The sequence below is a fragment of the Thermostichus sp. OS-CIW-32 genome, assembly GCF_054060415.1.
Map to the genome: position 1 here is coordinate 1 of NZ_JBSSDD010000013.1, position 16,289 is coordinate 16,289.

The window sequence follows — 16,289 nt, forward strand, 5'->3', positions numbered from 1 at the left end:
GTCGGAAGCAGGAACCCGCCGAGACGACTGCGCAAGGAGCCATCCATGCGTAGCGTGGTAGGAATCTCCGGCCTTCAGGCCGGGGAGGATGTCAAAAGACCTCAGCTGCCCAACACTGTGCAGCTGACAAAAAATACAGTTCTCTTGGGAGAGGAGCCGAGGGTGGTGGCGTTGGCGGCGCGGAGCGCTTGGGAGCGGATCCACCGGTTGGGAAAGGGGCGGCAAATGCTAACGTCAGAGTAGGGATCTTTCCGCTGGGCAAGGGATCCCGTTACCCTGGTTTTTGGCTTTTTCCCCAAGATCTGGATGTTGAGAGCTGGAATTGTCGGCCTGCCCAACGTAGGCAAATCTACCTTGTTCAACGCCCTCTGTGAAAATGCCAAAGCCGAGGCGGCCAACTTTCCCTTCTGCACCATTGAGCCGAATGTGGGGCGGGTGGCGGTGCCCGACGAGCGCTTGCAGGTGCTGGCCAAGATCAGCGGTTCTGCCGAGATCATCCCCAGCCAAATCGAGTTTGTGGATATTGCCGGGCTGGTGGCTGGAGCCAGCAAGGGGGAGGGTCTGGGCAACCAGTTTCTCTCCCACATTCGCCAGGTGGACGCCGTGGTGCACGTGGTGCGCTGCTTCCAAGACGAGAACATTGTGCATGTGGCGGGTTCGGTGGATCCCTTGCGGGATATCGGGGTGATCAACTTGGAGCTAGCCTTGGCGGATTTGGCCCAGATCGAGCGGCGCATAGAGCGGGTGCGCAAGCAGGCCAAGTCCGACAAAACCGCCCAACTGGAGTTGCAGGCTCTGGAACAATTACAGGCTGCCTTGGACGAGGGCAAGCCGGCTCGCCTGGTACCCCTCAGCCCAGAAGAAGAGCAGTTGATCAAAGGGTTGGGGCTGCTCACCCGTAAAAAAGTCATCTACGCCGCCAATGTGGCGGAAACGGATCTGGCCAGCGGCAATGCCTGGGTGGAGCAGGTGCGGCAATTTGCCGAGGCGGAAGGGGCAGGTGTGGTGGTGGTCTCAGCCCAGGTGGAGGCGGAACTGGTGGAGCTGCCCCCCGACGAGCGACAGGCCTATCTGGATTCGTTAGGGGTAAAAGAGGGCGGGCTGAAATCTCTCATCCGAGCCACCTACGAGCTGTTGGGCTTGCGCACCTACTTTACCTCTGGCCCCAAAGAAACCCGCGCTTGGACGATTCCAGTCGGCGCCACAGCCCCTCAGGCAGCCGGGGTGATCCACTCCGATTTTGAGCGGGGCTTCATCCGGGCCGAGACGGTGGCCTATGCCGATCTGGTGGCGGCGGGATCCCTGAATGCCGCCAAAGAAAAGGGCCTGCTGCGCAGCGAAGGCAAAGACTACGTCGTCCAGGAAGGGGACGTGATGCACTTCCGCTTCAATGTCTAGTTCCCTATCCTCCTGCATCTCTCAGGCAAGCTGGGTTTTCTCAGAAACTGAAGACTTGCTCCCTGTCTTTAGGCAAAAAGACTTAACCCGCCCTGGACAAGGGATCCCAGCTTGGCGCCTTAGCTCCAGTTGGGTCTGAGAAGCAGCCCTTTCCTGAGAGAACTGTTGACGCTGTAACGAAACATCACAATAATTGGACTAGATAAACAAATGTTTTAGGGATGTATTGATGGATCTGCTGCAATACGGCCCGATGGCCTGGGTTTACATGGCAATCTTTGCCTCTATCATTTGGTGCATCTGGGGTCGTTCCGAAGACGACATCATGTTCTAGCCAGAGCGGGAGAGCTTCCTCTGTCGGCGGGGGCCATTCCTTGCGCTTGAGCCGGCAGGGGCAGCCTTTCACCAATCGTGGCTCTGTAAGGACGTTGTAAAAAATTTTGTAGAATCCTGTTGGGCTTGCGCCAGCCTTGGGATTGACGGCAATACCATCCTAGGCAGTGGGAGACTTTTCCCCCTGCTTTTGCAACACGGCAGCCTGCAGCGGTTATGGGTGTTACCAGCTTGATCTCCCGACGTCCTCTGCCTGGGGCAGAACAGACGCCAGAGGGCTACCGTCTTTCTTGGCGGGGCGTTGGGGTGATGGGGGTGCTCAACGTAACACCCGACAGCTTCAGCGATGGCGGCCAGTGGGGATCCCCAGAAGCAGCCGTGCAGGCAGCCGAGGCCATGGCGGCGGCAGGGGCCTTGATGGTGGATGTTGGCGGCGAGTCCACCCGCCCAGGGGCAGATCCGGTGCCGGTAGAAGTGGAATGCGACCGGGTTTTGCCGGTAATTCGAGCTTTGCAGGGATCCGGGATCCCCATCAGCGTCGATACGCGCAGAACGGAGGTGGCGGCTGCGGCTTTGGCTGCCGGGGCGCACATCATCAACGATGTCAGCGGGCTGCGGGATCCCCAAATGATACAGGTCTGTGCCGAAAAGGGGGTGCCGGCGGTGATCATGCACATGCGGGGAGAGCCGCGCACCATGCAGCAGCAGACCGACTATGCTGACCTGGAGGGGGAGGTTTTCGGTTTCCTCAGGGAACAGGCGGAGCGGGCTCTGGCGGCGGGCGTGCCCAGCGTTGTTTTGGATCCGGGCTTAGGCTTTGCCAAAACTGCTGAGCAGAATGTAACCCTGCTCAAAGCCCTACCGCGGCTGGTGGCCTACGGCTACCCAGTTTTGGTGGGGGCCTCCCGCAAAAGTTTTGTGGGCAAGCTTTCCGGCATTGCCGTGCCCAGCGAGCGAGACAGCGCCAGCGTGGCCGTCCACCTGTTTGCGGCCAGCCGGGGAGCTGCCCTGGTACGGGTTCATAACGTGCCAGCTCATGTTTCCGCCCTCGCCACTTGGGAAGCTCTGCACCATGATGCAGGGTAGGCTGGTGCTCCAGGGCCTTGTCTTTCATGCTTACCACGGCCACTGCCCGGAGGAAGCAGTTTTGGGCGGGCGCTTTGTGGTGGATGTGGAGATGCAGCTTTCCCTGGCCCAGATCCAGGATGACCTCTCTGGCACAGTGGACTATGCCCAAGTGTATGAGATGGTGCGGCAAGAGGTGACCGGCCAGCGCCGCCGCTTGATCGAGACCTTGGCAGACCAGATTGCAGAGCGGCTGTGGCAGAGCTATCCCCAGCTGGAGGCCCTAACTGTGCGGGTTCACAAGCCCCAAGCTCCCCTGCCGGGGCTGTTCGAGGATGTTTACGTCGAGGTCGACCGCCGGCGAGCCGTAAGCAGGTCGGAAGCCTCATGAATCGTGACCTGGCCTATGTTGCCCTGGGAAGCAACCTGGGGGATCCGCTGCAGCAGTTGCGCTTGGCTGTGCAGAAGTTGCGCCGGTTGGGAGAGGTGGTGGCCTGTTCCAGTCTCTACCGCAGCCCAGCCCAAGGGGGGCCACCCGGACAGCCTGATTACCTCAATGCAGTGGTGGCCTTGGATCCCTTTCCCCCCTACCGGTCTCCCCTGGAGTTACTAAGGGCGCTGCTGGCCATCGAGCAGGAGGCAGGACGGGTGCGGCGCATCCGCTGGGAGGCCAGAACCCTGGATTTGGATCTGCTGGCCATGGGCAGCCGCATCCTGAACAGCCCTGAGCTGACGTTGCCCCACCCCCGCATGATGGAACGTGCTTTTGTCTTAGCTCCCTTGGGGGAGATCGCTCCCGATTGGCGTCACCCTGAGACCGGTGTGGGGGTCAAAGAGGCACTCATCAGTTTGGATCAGTCCTGGCTGGAGCGCACAACCCTCGGCTGGGAGTAAGAAAGAGTTTGGTAAGCTGGTTAGGGATTTCGGCAAAAGGGATCCCATGGACAGCCTCCAACTCTGGCAGCGCTACTGCGATTGGCTTTACTACCATCCCGGCCTGGAGATTTTCGTCGATATCAGCCGCATCCGTTTCACTCCCCCTCAGGTGGAAGCGCTACGGCCTCGCTTTGCCCAGGCTTTTGCCGATATGCAGGCTTTGGAGGCAGGAGCCATTGCCAACCCCGACGAAGGCCGCCAGGTGGGCCACTATTGGCTGCGGGCGCCCGAGCTGGCTCCCACCCCTGAAATCCGGCAGGCCATTCAGGATTCCATTGAGCGAGTGGAAACCTTTGCCGAAAAGATCCATCGCGGAACCATCCCGGCCAGCGGGGGGGGACGGTTCACCGAGCTGCTCTGCATCGGCATTGGCGGCTCAGCTCTGGGGCCGCAATTTGTGGCGGAGGCCCTGGCTCCGCTGCACCCCCCCCTGAACATCCACTTCATCGACAACACGGATCCCGACGGGTTTGACCGGGTGCTGGGGCGGCTGGCAGACCAACTGGGGCAAACCCTGGTGATCACCACCTCCAAATCCGGCGGCACCCCAGAGCCCCGCAATGGCTTGGTGGAGGTGAAGCTGGCCTACCAAAAAGCCGGGATCCCTTTTTCTGCCCATGCGGTGGCCATCACCGGCCCCGGCAGCCAATTGGAGCAGCAGGCGCGGCAGGAGGGGTGGTTGGAGGTCTTCCCCATCTTCGACTGGGTGGGGGGGCGCACCTCCGAAACGTCCCCGGTGGGCCTGTTGCCGGCAGCGTTGCAGGGCATTGATATCCGGGCTTTGCTGGCCGGGGCAGCCACCATGGATGAGGCCACCCGCCTGCCCCACCTGGAGCGCAATCCCGCCGCTCTGCTGGCCATGGCCTGGTACATCGTCGGTCAAGGGCAAGGGCGCAAGGACATGGTGGTTTTGCCCTACAAGGATCGCCTGCTGCTGTTTAGCCGTTACTTACAACAGTTGGTGATGGAATCCCTGGGCAAATCCCACGATCTAAACGGCAACCGCGTGGAGCAGGGCATCGCCGTTTACGGCAACAAGGGCACCACCGACCAACATGCCTACGTCCAGCAGTTGCGGGATGGCTTGAACAACTTCTTTGTCACCTTCATCGAGGTGCTTCAGGATCGGGAGCCCGGGATCCCTTCCCCCTTCGTGGAGCCGCAGGTGACCAGTGGCGACTACCTGAACGGCCTGCTGCAGGGCACCCGCCAGGCCCTCTACGAAAACGGTCGCGACTCCATTACCGTAACGCTGCCACGGGTGGATGCCCGCTCGGTGGGGGCCTTGATTGCCCTCTACGAGCGAGCCGTGGGCCTCTACGCCTCCCTAATCCAGATCAACGCTTACCATCAACCGGGGGTGGAAGCAGGCAAGAAAGCCGCCAGCGCTGTCTTGGAGCTGCAACGGCGATTGCTAGAGACGGTGCAGGAGCACCAGGGATCCCTGACTTTGCCCCAACTGGCAGAGAAACTGGGCTGCCCGGAGCGCATAGAAACCCTGTACTGGATTGTGCGGCACCTACACGCCAATGGCCGCGGAGTCCTGTTGACAGGGGATCCCGCCTGCCCCTTGGAGCTGAACATCCAGCCTCGGCCTGCTTGAGCCTCGAGTTTCCTGGAGCAAGTGCGGAGAGCAGGCTTGAGTTGGTCAATCTGTACCTGGCCTTAAGCCCTTCCCAGCCAGCCGGCCCGCCTGCCTAGAATCGAGCAAGAGTCCACTCCAGGAGGAGACTATGGATCAATCTGCTGCCGTCCTGCCCCTACAAACCCCGAAAGATGTCTCCATCGAAGATATTGAGCAGGAGCTGAACAAGATCTGGTCTTCCAAAGGAGAGAGCGTTGCCGCCCGCGCTGCCACCTTTACCCTGGTGGTGTACGAATCTCTGGACGATGCGCTGTTGCTACCTTCTCCCACCGTCGAGGCCATCGCCACCCAAAACCCCTGTCGCGTCATTGACCTGCGAGCCAAACGGGAGGGATCTGCAGACGACGCCATCGAGGCCCAGGTGGCCGCCTACTGTCCGGTGACCCGTGAGCAGCGCAGCTCGTTGGTCTGTTGCGAATACATCACCCTGAAAGCGCCCGAATCGGCCTTTGTGCGGGCCTGCAGCACCGTTGCCTCGCTGCTGATCCCCAACTTGCCCACCTTTTTGTGGTGGCAAGGGGATCTGGATTTGAACAGCTTGCTGTTTCAAAAATTGGTGGCTCTGAGCAACCGGGTCATCGTCGATTCACGGGGCTTTGTCAATCCAGAAGAAGATCTGCAGGAAATCCACCTCTTGGTGGGTGAGGGGCGCCACTGTGGGGATCTCAACTGGCGGCGGCTGCTGCCTTGGCAGGAACTCACCGCCCAAGCCTTTGACCCTCCCGACCGGCGGGAGTCCCTATACCTCGTAGATCGCGTGAACCTCGACTACAAAGCCGGCAATCCCTGCCAGGCGTTCCTTTTCCTGGGCTGGCTGGCCGGTCGCCTGGGATGGACTCCCACAGAGCGGGTTCAGGCTCAAGAACACGATTACAAGATTGACCGCATCCGCTTTCAAACCCAAAGGGGCGGCGAGGTGATGGCAGAACTGGCCGCTGTGCCCTTGGCCTCGGAAATCAGCCAGCCGGGGGATCTCATCGGGCTGCGCCTCACCTCCAGCAACCAAGAAGCCGACGCCTGTACTGTGCTGTGCTCCGAAATCACAGGGTGTATGCGCATGGAAGCCATGGGGGGCGCTCAGAGATGTGTGGTTCGCCAGGTGGCTCCCCTGGAGCAGGATTCCCTCGACACCCTGCTGGCTGCCGAGTTGCAGCGGCTTGGCCCCGACTACCTCTACGAAGAAACCCTAGGGGTGGTGGATCAGATGCTGAAGCTGGGCAAAAGCTGAGATCTGCTTCTGGTTTAAGTGACATACTCCCGCACTCATGCTGATGCAAAGCGCTCCGCGCCGCTAAAGCGAGAGAGTGCGGGCTTCCCAGTGACTCCGGTTAGCGCTCCGCGCTGCTAGCGCGAAAAGGACGGGATGCCCCACCACCCTGTACTTGATGTTTATAGCGGCAGTGTATAAAACCCCGCTACTTTTTATGTTTATGGCACCAGTCAAGGACAAAACATCATGTCCCCGCCTTTCATCCCGACTCTCACCCTGGATAGTGGCTAGCCACTAGTCACTAGTCACTAGCCCCTAATAGAGGGCAGGGCTTCCCGGCGGTGTAGCTAACGGGGTGCGGGGGCAATCAGTCCCGCGCCCTGCCCGCAGGGTGAGCACCGGGATACATGGATCCCCGCCATACCCCTGAGCAAAATCTGTAGTAAAACGTACCTGTGCTGGCGTACCCTACAAGCACCGGATTGATCCAGATGCCTCCCAGCAAGCCGCTCGCGTTAGCGGGACAGAGTCCTCGCTGTTGACGTGGCTGGAGATTGGCCGGCGCGTATACAACTACGCTTTGCCAGAAATCTAAGGAGTGGGTAGAATCTTGCTCTTGGCCACTGGACAGGGGTTCCTTGCTGCAGGAGTCCATCCTGCCTGCCGATGCACCCTTCCCTTCTGATTACCGTCAGCAGAACCCCTTGCCAGACAGCGTCTGCCGGGAACGGCCCAAGGGTTTCAAAGCCCTGCAAGGCCAGCTGAGAAGGCTGCAACCCAGGGGGGCGAGAAAACAGCAGGGGTCTTGCCACTGGAAGAGAGCACCACTGCAGGTTGCCAGGATGCAGCAGGGCATTGCCAATGGTTGCCAAGAGTTCCATTTCCAGAGGGCCCATTGGCGTTAGGACCGAGGGCAGACCCTCTTTATCTCTTTGTGGAAGACCTCAAGGCCAAGGGCTGGGCAAGGGGGATGTTGCCCAAGGAGTGCGTCGAGTCGGTTGCAAGTGCTGAGGGACGGTTAGCAACAGCTGGGCTGTCGGGGGGCCTCAGTGCCCTGAATGCCGGTACCGGGTGCATCGGGACTCAGCCTCAGCCTTGGGAACTGTGCTGGGTGGATTAGAGGTTGTTTTGCGAGCTGGCAGTAGCCAGGGAGGCTGGGGAAGGAGAACCGCCTGTCCAGTTGTTTTGTCGGGGGTTGTAGACCCAGGCAAGTGGCGTGGGGCAGGAATGCCCAACTGCGAGGTAAGGACTCCGTCCTGCTGACGGGAAGGGTAGCCCGCGCCCTGTCCACAGGACGAGCGCCGGGAGGATGTTATAGTAGCTACAGAGGGGTCGGCTAGCTGCGCAAGGTCACCGGAAATTGTGTTGTCAACTGCGCCCTCACCTGGTTTTGCAGAGCTTCTACCTCCGCATCCGTGAGGGTGCGATCGGGAGCGCGGTACACTAGGCGGAAGGCAAGGCTGCGCTGCCCTGCAGGTACTCCTTGGCCCCGGTACTCGTCGAAAAGCTGCACCGATTGGAGAAGTTCTCCGCCCGCTCGACGGATAACCTTCTCGATCTCACCAACGGCAAGGTCGAGTGGCGCAAAGAAGGCGATATCCCGATCGGCAGCAGGAAAGGGCGAAAAGGGGACAAATTGCACAATGCCCCGTCTCTCCAGGCTTTCCAGCAAGGGATCCAACTGCAGCTCAAACCCATAGACCTGATCTGGCAGCCCCTTTTCCTGACAGAGGCGGGGGTGCAGTTGCCCGAACAAACCGATGCGGGATCCCTCAATCCACAAACTGGCCTGGCGACCGGGGTGAAGCAGGGACGATTGCTCTTCAGGGGGATCCAGACGAAACTCCGGGCCAAATCCCAGCCGCTCCAGAGCGGAGACCAGCAGCCCCTTGGCCTCGAACCAGTCCATGGGTCGGTTGCGGTGCTGCCAATCGTGGGGATTGGGATCCCCGCCCAAGATACCGCCGATATGCTCAGCTTCCCGGTAAGGGTGGGGGTTGGGGGGAAGGGCATGGGCAAAAACACGACCGATTTCAAAGGCTTGGAGCGGGCCGTTGCCTTGATCCCAGTTGAAGCGGAAGGCCTCCACTAGGCCGGGAAGTAGCGCATTGCGCACGGCTGAATATTCAGGCGAAAGTGGATTGGCAATCCTCACCAAAGATCCATCCTCCTCCGCTGGGCAGAGGGAGATGTGATATACCTCTGTCAGGCCAATGCCGCGCAGCACTTCTCGGATCTGGCGGGTGAACGTTTCCCGCGCCGAAAGGGATCCCACCTGCGGCTCGGTGGGTAGGGTTTCTGAGAAGCGGTCATAGCCGTAGAGACGGGCAAACTCCTCGATGAGGTCGATCTCCCGCTCAATGTCCCGCAGGCGATAGGGGGGAACGACGACCTGCCAAACGCAGCTGGCCACGGTTGCCGTCTCGGTAGCGGGGGAGAGGGCACTCTGGGAATTGGCCCCTTCGCAACGGGAGAGCTGAAAGCCCAAGGCAGATAGGATCTCCTCCACATCCGCCGCCTGCACCTCGTCCCCCAACACATCGATCAGCCGCGACAGCCGCAATTTCAGGGTGCGTTCCAGGGGGGGCCGCTGGTCAAAGGTGGTGAGGCCGGCCACTGCTCCCCCTGCCAGTTCCAGGATCAACTGCACCGCCCGATCCCGGGCCTGATCGAGGGTGGCAAAGTTAACCCCTCGCTCATAGCGGGTGGAAGCCTCGGTGCGCAGACCTTGAGACCGGGCCGAGCGCCGCGTCACCGCTGGATCGAATAGGGCTGCTTCCAAGAAAATGCGAGTGGTGGTCGAGCCGACCTCGGTTTCTTCCCCTCCCATGACCCCGGCCAGAGCTACCGGTTGGCTGCCGGCCACAATGAGATGACTGTCGGCTTGCAAGGTGCGGGTTTGGCCGTCCAAGGTCTTTAAGGTTTCTCCCGGCTGGGCCAAGCGCACCTCGATGGTGGTTTTTTTCTTGCCCATGACCTGGAGCAGGCGATCCCAGTCGAAGGCGTGCAAAGGCTGGCCCCATTCCAGCAGGATCAGATTGGTAATATCCACTACATTGTTGATGGATCGCATGCCGGCAGCGGCCAGTCGGTGTTTTAGCCAGTCGGGGGAAGGGCCGACTTTCACCCCTTCGATCAACACGCCACTGTAGGCGGGGCAGGCTTTGGCGTCGGCAATGCGCAACTGAAAGTTGGGGATGGGCTTGGCCTGAAGAGGCTTGACGGGGGGCAGGCGCAGCGGGTTGCGGGTGAGGGCAGCCACTTCGCGGGCGATCCCCACCATGCTCAGGGCATCGGCCCGGTTGGCGGTGGAAGTGAGATCCAGCACCACATCGTCCAAGCCCAAAAGAGGACGCACATCAGAGCCAAGCGGATGAACCTCCAGATCCAAGTCGGGCGGGAATTCATGGATCCCTTCGGAAGATTTCTCCAGCCCCAGCTCGGCCAGAGAGCAGATCATGCCCTCCGAGATCACCCCCCGCTTGTCGGCTTTGGCAATGGTGAGGGAGAGGGCGGGCAAATGGGTGCCGGGCGTGGCCACTGCTACCAGGATCCCAGGGCGGGCGTTGGCAGCTCCACAGACAATGGTGGCAGGCCGATTGGATCCCAAATCCACCTGGCAAACCTGCAGCTTGTCGGCGTTGGGGTGAGGCTCGGCAGCCAGGATCCTGCCCAAAACCACCCCATCTGCCCAGGTGCGGCGGTCTTCGATCTCTTCCACTTCAAACCCCGCCAGGGTGAGGGCCTCTCCCAGTTCTTCGGGTGAAAGTTGGAAATCCACCAGTTCTCGCAGCCACTTCAAGGAGATGCGCATCGCTGAGCCATCGGTGCAAACGCCGCACCCATTATCGCTCACCTGGCCCTCTTCTCCAGCCGGGATCCCGGCCCAAGATCGTGGGATGGCATAGACCCGGTTCTGGCCGGAACCGGTGGGACAGGGTGGGATGCTAAAACAGTGAAGGCGAGGGCTGAGGTCAGATCCAGCGCCTAGCAAGGTGAGGAAGGATGAAGAAAGACTGGGCAAAACGGTTGCGCAACGGGTTGATTGCCGCAGTAGCTGTGCTCTTGGCAGCAGGACTGTTTTTGGCTAACCAAGGGCGTCAGGCGGGCAGCAACTTAGAGGCTCTAGCCCAAGAGGCCATACCTTGGGAGCAAGCTCAGGCCAATGGCAAACCTTCTTTGGTGGAGTTCTACGCCGATTGGTGCAGCACCTGTCGTGCCATGGCACCCCTCCTGGCCAGCCTGAAACAGGAATTTGCCGATCAAGTCAACTTCGTCATGTTGAATGTGGACAATCCGAAGTGGCTGCCAGAACTGAGCCGCTACCGGGTGAACGGCATCCCCCATTTTCTGTTTTTGGATCGGCAGGGAGAAGTGCTGGGATCGGCGATTGGCGAACAGCCGCCGTCGATTTTGCGGGCCAATGTGTTGGCTCTGGCAACTGGACAGCCCCTGCAGTTGACCAACATCGGGCCGGTGTCTGAGCTGGAGCGGGGCAGGCGCGCCCTCCCCAGTCAGCCGGATCCCCGCAGTCATGGCTAGGAGTTTGGTCCAGGGTTTTGTTGTCTTGGACACAGGCGAAAAGGTCTGACCTCGGTTTGATATTGGATAACTTCTATCCATTCTCGTAGCTCACAAGAACAGGCCATGGCTGTCGAGACAACACCGATTTTGCCGGATCCGCAACGGTTGATCCCGAGCGAGCGCCTCAGACAACTGAATGTCCGCTCCAATTCAGCCGGGCTCCGGCAGCTTTTGGGACATTTGGCGGTGATGGCGGTGAGCGGCAGCCTGTGGGTGACCCAGAAAGGTGTCAATGGCTGGATTGCCCTGCCGGCGCTGGTGGTTTACGGGGCCAGTTTGGCGACGATGTTTGCTGCTTTGCACGAATGTGTACACCGCACCGCTTTTGCCAGCCCAAAACTGAATGACGGGGTAGCCTGGGTGGCGGGCTTGCTCTCGTTTTACAACAGCACTTTTTATCGCCGATACCACAAATGGCACCACCGCTATACCCAGATTCCGGGCAAGGATCCGGAGCTGGAGGATCCCAAACCCCAGAGCTGGCCGGAGTATTTGCTCGAGCTGAGCGGCTTGACTTGGTGGATCGGCAAGGTGAAGACCTACATCCGCATAGCCAGCGGCCAGTTGCAAGGCTATCCCTACATTCCTGAATCGGCCCGCCAAGAGGTCATTCGTTCGGTGCGGTTGCAGCTAGGGGTCTACGGCCTTGGGAGCTTGCTCTCCCTTCTGCTGGGGGATCCCTGGATAGTGTGGCTGTGGCTGTTGCCTTTGGCGGTAGGGCAGCCGATCTTGCGCTTCATTTTGCTGGCAGAGCACACAGGCTGTAGCCAAACCGAGGATCCCTTCTCCAATACCCGTACCACCCTTACCCTTTGGCCAATCCGCTTTTTGATGTGGAATATGCCTTACCATGCTGAGCATCACCTTTACCCCTCCATTCCATTTCATGCTTTGGCCGATGCCCATCAATACCTCAAGCCCCATCTGGCTCATCTAGGGCAGGGGTATGTGCGGGTTCATCGTCAGGTGATTGAACAATTTCAGGCATGACTCACTACACCTGGAGCCTGAACGATTTTCAGCTACAGTGCGGGATCCAACTGCCCCAAATCACGCTCGCCTACGCCACCTACGGGACTCTTTCCCCCCGAAAAGACAACCTGATCCTCTACCCCACCTCCTATGGGGCTCAGCATCCCGACCTGGAGTGGCTGATTCGTCCCGACGGCATCCTCAACCCGCAGCGGTGGTTTATCCTCATTCCCAATATGCTGGGCAATGGCCTTTCCACTTCCCCCAGCAACGATCCAGCCTGTGGCTTGCGGGAAGATGGCTTCTGGTTTAGCCACTGGGACAATGTGCGCCTGCAGGAGAGCCTGATTCGCCAACACTTTGGGATCGAACGCATCCGCCTGATCTACGGCTGGTCGATGGGGGCTCAGCAAGCCTATCACTGGGGATCCCTGTTTCCTGAGCGGGTGGAACGGATCGTAGCCCTCTGTGGCACCGCCAAGACCACAGTTCACAATCGGGTTTTTCTGGAGAGTTTGCGCTCAGCCCTGACTGCCGATCCCGCCTGGAACGGTCGTCGATTTACGGGTGTCCCAGAGCGGGGTCTGCGAGCTTTTGCCCACATCTACGCCAGTTGGGCTGTTTCCCAACCTTTTTTCAACCAAAAATGCTATGAATCCTTGGGGTATGCCTCTCTCGAAGATTATCTAGAGCGAGGCTGGGAGGCCAATTACCGCCGCCGGGATCCGCAGAATTTGCTATCGATGATCGAAACTTGGATCCGCTGCGATATCAGCGACAACCCCATTCACCGGGGAGATTATCGGGCTGCTTTGAGGGCAATTCAGGCCCAAACATTGGTGATGCCCGCCCAGACGGATTTGTATTTCACCCCAGAAGATTGTCGGGCTGAGGCAGAATGGATCCCGAACGCGGTTTACAAGATCATCCCCTCCATTTGGGGGCACCGGGCCGGTAATCCTCATCAAAACCCCGAGGATGAAGCTTTTATTCGCACAGCCGTGCAGGAGTTCCTGGAGAGCTGAGGGCACCTACACAGATCCTACACAGATTGCAGGCGCAGGTGTTGCACCAGAGCCTGTAGCCCCAACAGGTAGCTTTGCGCCCCAAAACCACTGATTTGCCCAATCGCTACGGCGGCGATGTAAGAGTGCTGGCGGAAGGGCTCGCGGCGATAGATGTTGCTCAGGTGGACTTCCACGGTGGGCAATCCTACGGCTGCAATGGCATCTCGGAGAGCAATGCTGGTGTGGGTATAGGCGCCGGGGTTGATCAGAATGCCGACATGCTGCTGGCGGGCACGGTGAATGGCATCGATGAGCACCCCCTCATGGTTGGACTGGAGAATCTCCAGCTTCGCCCCTAGCATTTCTGCCTGCCGATGCAGAGCCTGATCGATCTGCTCTAGGGATACTGAGCCGTAGATGCCCACCTCTCGCACCCCCAGCAGGTTGAGGTTGGGGCCATGCAGTACCAAGAGGCTGAGAGGCTCGCCGCCGGGGGCAATGGCAGTCGGATTAACGACGACGATGGGATCCATCTTCTACCGGAATGGGAGCAGGTTGAGGCTGGGGGTTCCCCAGCAGGGTGTCGATCACACGTTCCACCCATTCCCGGATCTTTTCCAGCACCTTTTCTACCCAATCCATCCGATCTGCCTCGCGAGGTTTTACGAAGGGAGTTTGTTTTACGAAGGGAGTTTATTCGACGGACTTCTATGATAGCGCTTCTTTCCGAGGGGTGTAGAGCTGACTGGCTGGCCGGCCTTTTTCCCCAGCAGGGATCCCTTGTTTTGCCTACCCTTTTACAAGAATCTGAAGAAAATCCAAAACCCCTCAGCCAGACCAGTTCTTCAGCATCTGGCTAATGGTTCTGCAGATGATCCGCAGGGTCATGGAGCGCAGCAGGATCCCCATCTGAAGGTCTGTCCCCGGCAATTCAAATCGCTCCGCCTGGCCCGCCACCGTCAAAGTCAGGGTGGATCCCCGCTGCAGGAAGAGGGCACCGCCGGGGTTGAGATCCCGTTTCAGGGTTTTCAGCTCTTGATCGGAGGGATCCCGCAGCACCACCAGATCGCTGCCTTCGTAGGCCAAGCCCTCCCGCTCCAGGGTCTCTTCGTCGGCTTCCGCCAAAAGCAGATCCAGTTGGGGATGGCGCAGCAGGGTTTTCACCTGGCGAAAGAGGCTGCCCTGCAGGGGTCTAGAGCTGTGGTTTAGCAGCACGCCCTCCCGACAGACGGATCCCACACATGCGTTGGGGCGGTGGGACAAAATATGCTCCACCAAGGTGTGCGCCTCCGCCAAGGTGAGGCGGTTAAAGGTCAAAATCGGGATGCGGGCCGTCTTGGGAAACAGATGGTCGAGGATTGCCCCCGGCACATCCACTCCCGCGCCAATGGCAGGTTTTTGGTGCATGAGCACACCTGGCGCAGCATTGATCTCGATGATCCCCAGGGATCCCTCCTTCCAGGAGCGCTCCAGGCTGGGGGCAATGACATCGATGCCCAAGCACACCAGTGAGAACTGCTGGGCAATGGTTTGGGCCAAAACCACGTTGTCGGGATGGACGGTGGCCGTGACATCGCGGCTCACTCCTCCCGCCGAGAGATTGGATACCTTGCGCAGATAGACCGTCCGCCCCGGTTCCAGCACACTGTCCACCGTCAAGCCCTGCTCCGCCAGAAAGCGCTCCATTGTCTCATCCCATTGGATCGGCCCTAGAGGAGAAGTGGGGGTATCCCAACGGGCGGGATCCCGGTTGGCCTGCTCGATGAGCTGCCCGATGGTGCTTCGGCCATCTCCCGTCACCGAGGCGGGGCGTCGTTCTGTAGCCGCCACAAAGCGGCCTCCCACACACAACAGGCGAAAATCGGTGCCCTGCAGATGCTTTTCCAAGATCAGCCGGATGGGCTCCTCAGGGGAAAGGGCTGCCACCGCCACCTCGTAGGCAAAGGCCAGCTCTTCTGGGGTTTGAATGCCAGCCGTCACCCCCATCCCCTTATGGCCGGCCACCGGCTTGAGCACCACCGGATAGCCGATTTCCTGCGCCAACTGCAAAGCTTCTGCCAAAGAGGCGACCACCTCTCCCTGGGGCACGGGGAACCCTTGCGCCGCCAGAAAGGCTTTGCAATCGTCTTTGCGGGTGGTGAAGTCAGAGTCGAGATGGCTGTCGCAGTGAAAGGTGGTGGCCACCCCTCGCACCTGGTTGCGACCATAGCCATACTGCATCACCCCCTCATCCCACAGGTAGTAGGTCGGGATCCCGCGTTCGTGAGCAGCCCGCAAGAGGGCATAGACCGTCGGCCCGCCGTACACCGAGTCGCGAAACAATTGCTGCAGGCGGCGCATCTCCCCTTCAAAATCGAAGGGCTGTCCTTGGGTGATGGCTTCCAGCCAATCCCAAGCAAAATAGACCGCAGCACGAGTGGTACGGCCATGTAAGGTCTGCACCGCGATGCGCACATACTCTGGAAACAGGTGACAGCTCCACTTCTGCAAGTGGAGATCCATCTGCAACCGGTTCACCTCCGTCACCAGCCGGGCAAACAAGTGGGCGTAGGAAGGATAGGATCCCTCCTGCAACTGGGGGAAATGGAAGCAGACCTTGGACAGGTAGACATCAATGGGCAGCGGCTGTGGGCACTGGGTGAGGGCAAAGTCGAAGGTGAAAGCGGCTGTATTGAGATAGGGGTTAGGGCCGAGATAATGCTTCAGGTTGAAAATGTCGAAAACATCCGACTCGCGCGCGTTGATGCGGGGCACGCCCGCTGCCTCCTGCAAAACCATAGCCGGCCTCAAGAGAAGGAAGACAACGACCTCAGCTCGGAGAAAACCCAGCTCTCCTGGCTGGGGCCGCTTCCATTATTCCCGATCCGGCCCCCATCCCCGGCGGCTTGCCCTCGCAGCACAAGGGATCCCGGCCAGCCTTTTGCTGGTCAATTAACAGTTGCCTGACAGGCAACTTGGTAACTTGGAAAACCCTTCCCACCCTCTGATCGGGTTGGGGTTATTTCGAGTTGCAGTGCAACTGTTTGCCAATTCTGGGATCCCCTCTCCTCATAATGGGCAAGGGGCTGGGAGTGCTTGCCTGTAGCAGTGCTAGAGGAATGCCTCAGACTTAGACTTGTTCGGAATCACCTAACGATGG

The 16,289-nt window shown here is 59.7% G+C and carries 13 protein-coding genes; 9 read left to right on the forward strand and 4 right to left on the reverse strand.

The window, feature by feature from the left end:
• The first annotated feature begins 306 nt into the window (after positions 1-306).
• From ychF to ACVWY8_RS12055, 6 genes are all read left to right on the forward strand, one after another.
• On the forward strand, positions 307-1,398 hold the full coding sequence (gene ychF, locus ACVWY8_RS12030) for a redox-regulated ATPase YchF (protein WP_011434459.1): 1,092 nt from the start codon (positions 307-309) through the stop codon (positions 1,396-1,398).
• Between the two features lie 549 nt (positions 1,399-1,947).
• Entirely contained in the window at positions 1,948-2,817 is an 870-nt protein-coding gene (gene folP / locus ACVWY8_RS12035) for a dihydropteroate synthase (RefSeq protein WP_457395273.1), read from the forward strand.
• Positions 2,804-3,187 carry a dihydroneopterin aldolase gene (folB, locus tag ACVWY8_RS12040; RefSeq protein WP_457395270.1) on the forward strand — a complete coding sequence of 128 codons (384 nt, stop codon included), beginning with the start codon at positions 2,804-2,806 and terminating at the stop codon, positions 3,185-3,187. Before folP ends, folB begins: the two co-directional genes overlap by 14 nt.
• The gene (folK, locus tag ACVWY8_RS12045; protein ID WP_457395267.1) at positions 3,184-3,690 is read left to right on the forward strand and encodes a 2-amino-4-hydroxy-6-hydroxymethyldihydropteridine diphosphokinase; all 507 of its coding nucleotides are present in this window, start codon (positions 3,184-3,186) and stop codon (positions 3,688-3,690) included. The genes folB and folK overlap by 4 nt, the downstream gene beginning before the upstream one ends.
• A gap of 46 nt (positions 3,691-3,736) precedes the next feature.
• Positions 3,737-5,335 (forward strand): glucose-6-phosphate isomerase, encoded by a 1,599-nt coding sequence (locus tag ACVWY8_RS12050; protein ID WP_414418660.1) that lies wholly within the window; start codon positions 3,737-3,739, stop codon positions 5,333-5,335.
• A 130-nt stretch (positions 5,336-5,465) separates the two neighbouring features.
• Positions 5,466-6,605: a glucose-6-phosphate dehydrogenase assembly protein OpcA gene (locus ACVWY8_RS12055; protein ID WP_457395264.1), complete on the forward strand. Its 1,140-nt coding sequence runs from the start codon at positions 5,466-5,468 to the stop codon at positions 6,603-6,605.
• Positions 6,606-7,923: 1,318 nt separating this feature from the next.
• Here the strand turns inward: ACVWY8_RS12055 and pheT are convergent.
• On the reverse strand, positions 7,924-10,401 hold the full coding sequence (gene pheT / locus ACVWY8_RS12060) for a phenylalanine--tRNA ligase subunit beta (RefSeq protein WP_457395282.1): 2,478 nt from the start codon (positions 10,399-10,401) through the stop codon (positions 7,924-7,926).
• A gap of 191 nt (positions 10,402-10,592) precedes the next feature.
• On the opposite strand from pheT, the gene ACVWY8_RS12065 reads away from it, so the two are divergent.
• From ACVWY8_RS12065 to ACVWY8_RS12075, 3 genes are all read left to right on the forward strand, one after another.
• The gene (locus tag ACVWY8_RS12065) at positions 10,593-11,129 is read left to right on the forward strand and encodes a thioredoxin family protein (RefSeq protein WP_414375330.1); all 537 of its coding nucleotides are present in this window, start codon (positions 10,593-10,595) and stop codon (positions 11,127-11,129) included.
• 105 nt (positions 11,130-11,234) lie between these two features.
• Positions 11,235-12,161: a fatty acid desaturase family protein gene (locus ACVWY8_RS12070; RefSeq protein WP_414399867.1), complete on the forward strand. Its 927-nt coding sequence runs from the start codon at positions 11,235-11,237 to the stop codon at positions 12,159-12,161.
• The gene (locus ACVWY8_RS12075) at positions 12,158-13,168 is read left to right on the forward strand and encodes an alpha/beta fold hydrolase (protein ID WP_011434449.1); all 1,011 of its coding nucleotides are present in this window, start codon (positions 12,158-12,160) and stop codon (positions 13,166-13,168) included. The genes ACVWY8_RS12070 and ACVWY8_RS12075 overlap by 4 nt, the downstream gene beginning before the upstream one ends.
• 17 nt (positions 13,169-13,185) lie before the next feature.
• On the opposite strand, the gene aroQ is transcribed toward ACVWY8_RS12075, so the two are convergent.
• The 3 genes from aroQ to ACVWY8_RS12090 all read right to left on the reverse strand — a co-directional run bounded on the left by aroQ (position 13,186) and on the right by ACVWY8_RS12090 (position 15,928).
• Positions 13,186-13,683 carry a type II 3-dehydroquinate dehydratase gene (gene aroQ / locus ACVWY8_RS12080; RefSeq protein WP_457395261.1) on the reverse strand — a complete coding sequence of 166 codons (498 nt, stop codon included), beginning with the start codon at positions 13,681-13,683 and terminating at the stop codon, positions 13,186-13,188.
• Positions 13,661-13,792, reverse strand: a complete 132-nt coding sequence (locus ACVWY8_RS12085) for a hypothetical protein (RefSeq protein WP_011434447.1) — start codon at positions 13,790-13,792, stop codon at positions 13,661-13,663. The genes aroQ and ACVWY8_RS12085 overlap by 23 nt, the downstream gene beginning before the upstream one ends.
• Before the next feature lie 186 nt (positions 13,793-13,978).
• Positions 13,979-15,928, reverse strand: coding sequence for an acetate--CoA ligase family protein (locus ACVWY8_RS12090; protein ID WP_457395258.1), 1,950 nt, complete (start codon positions 15,926-15,928; stop codon positions 13,979-13,981).
• Positions 15,929-16,289: the final 361 nt, after the last annotated feature.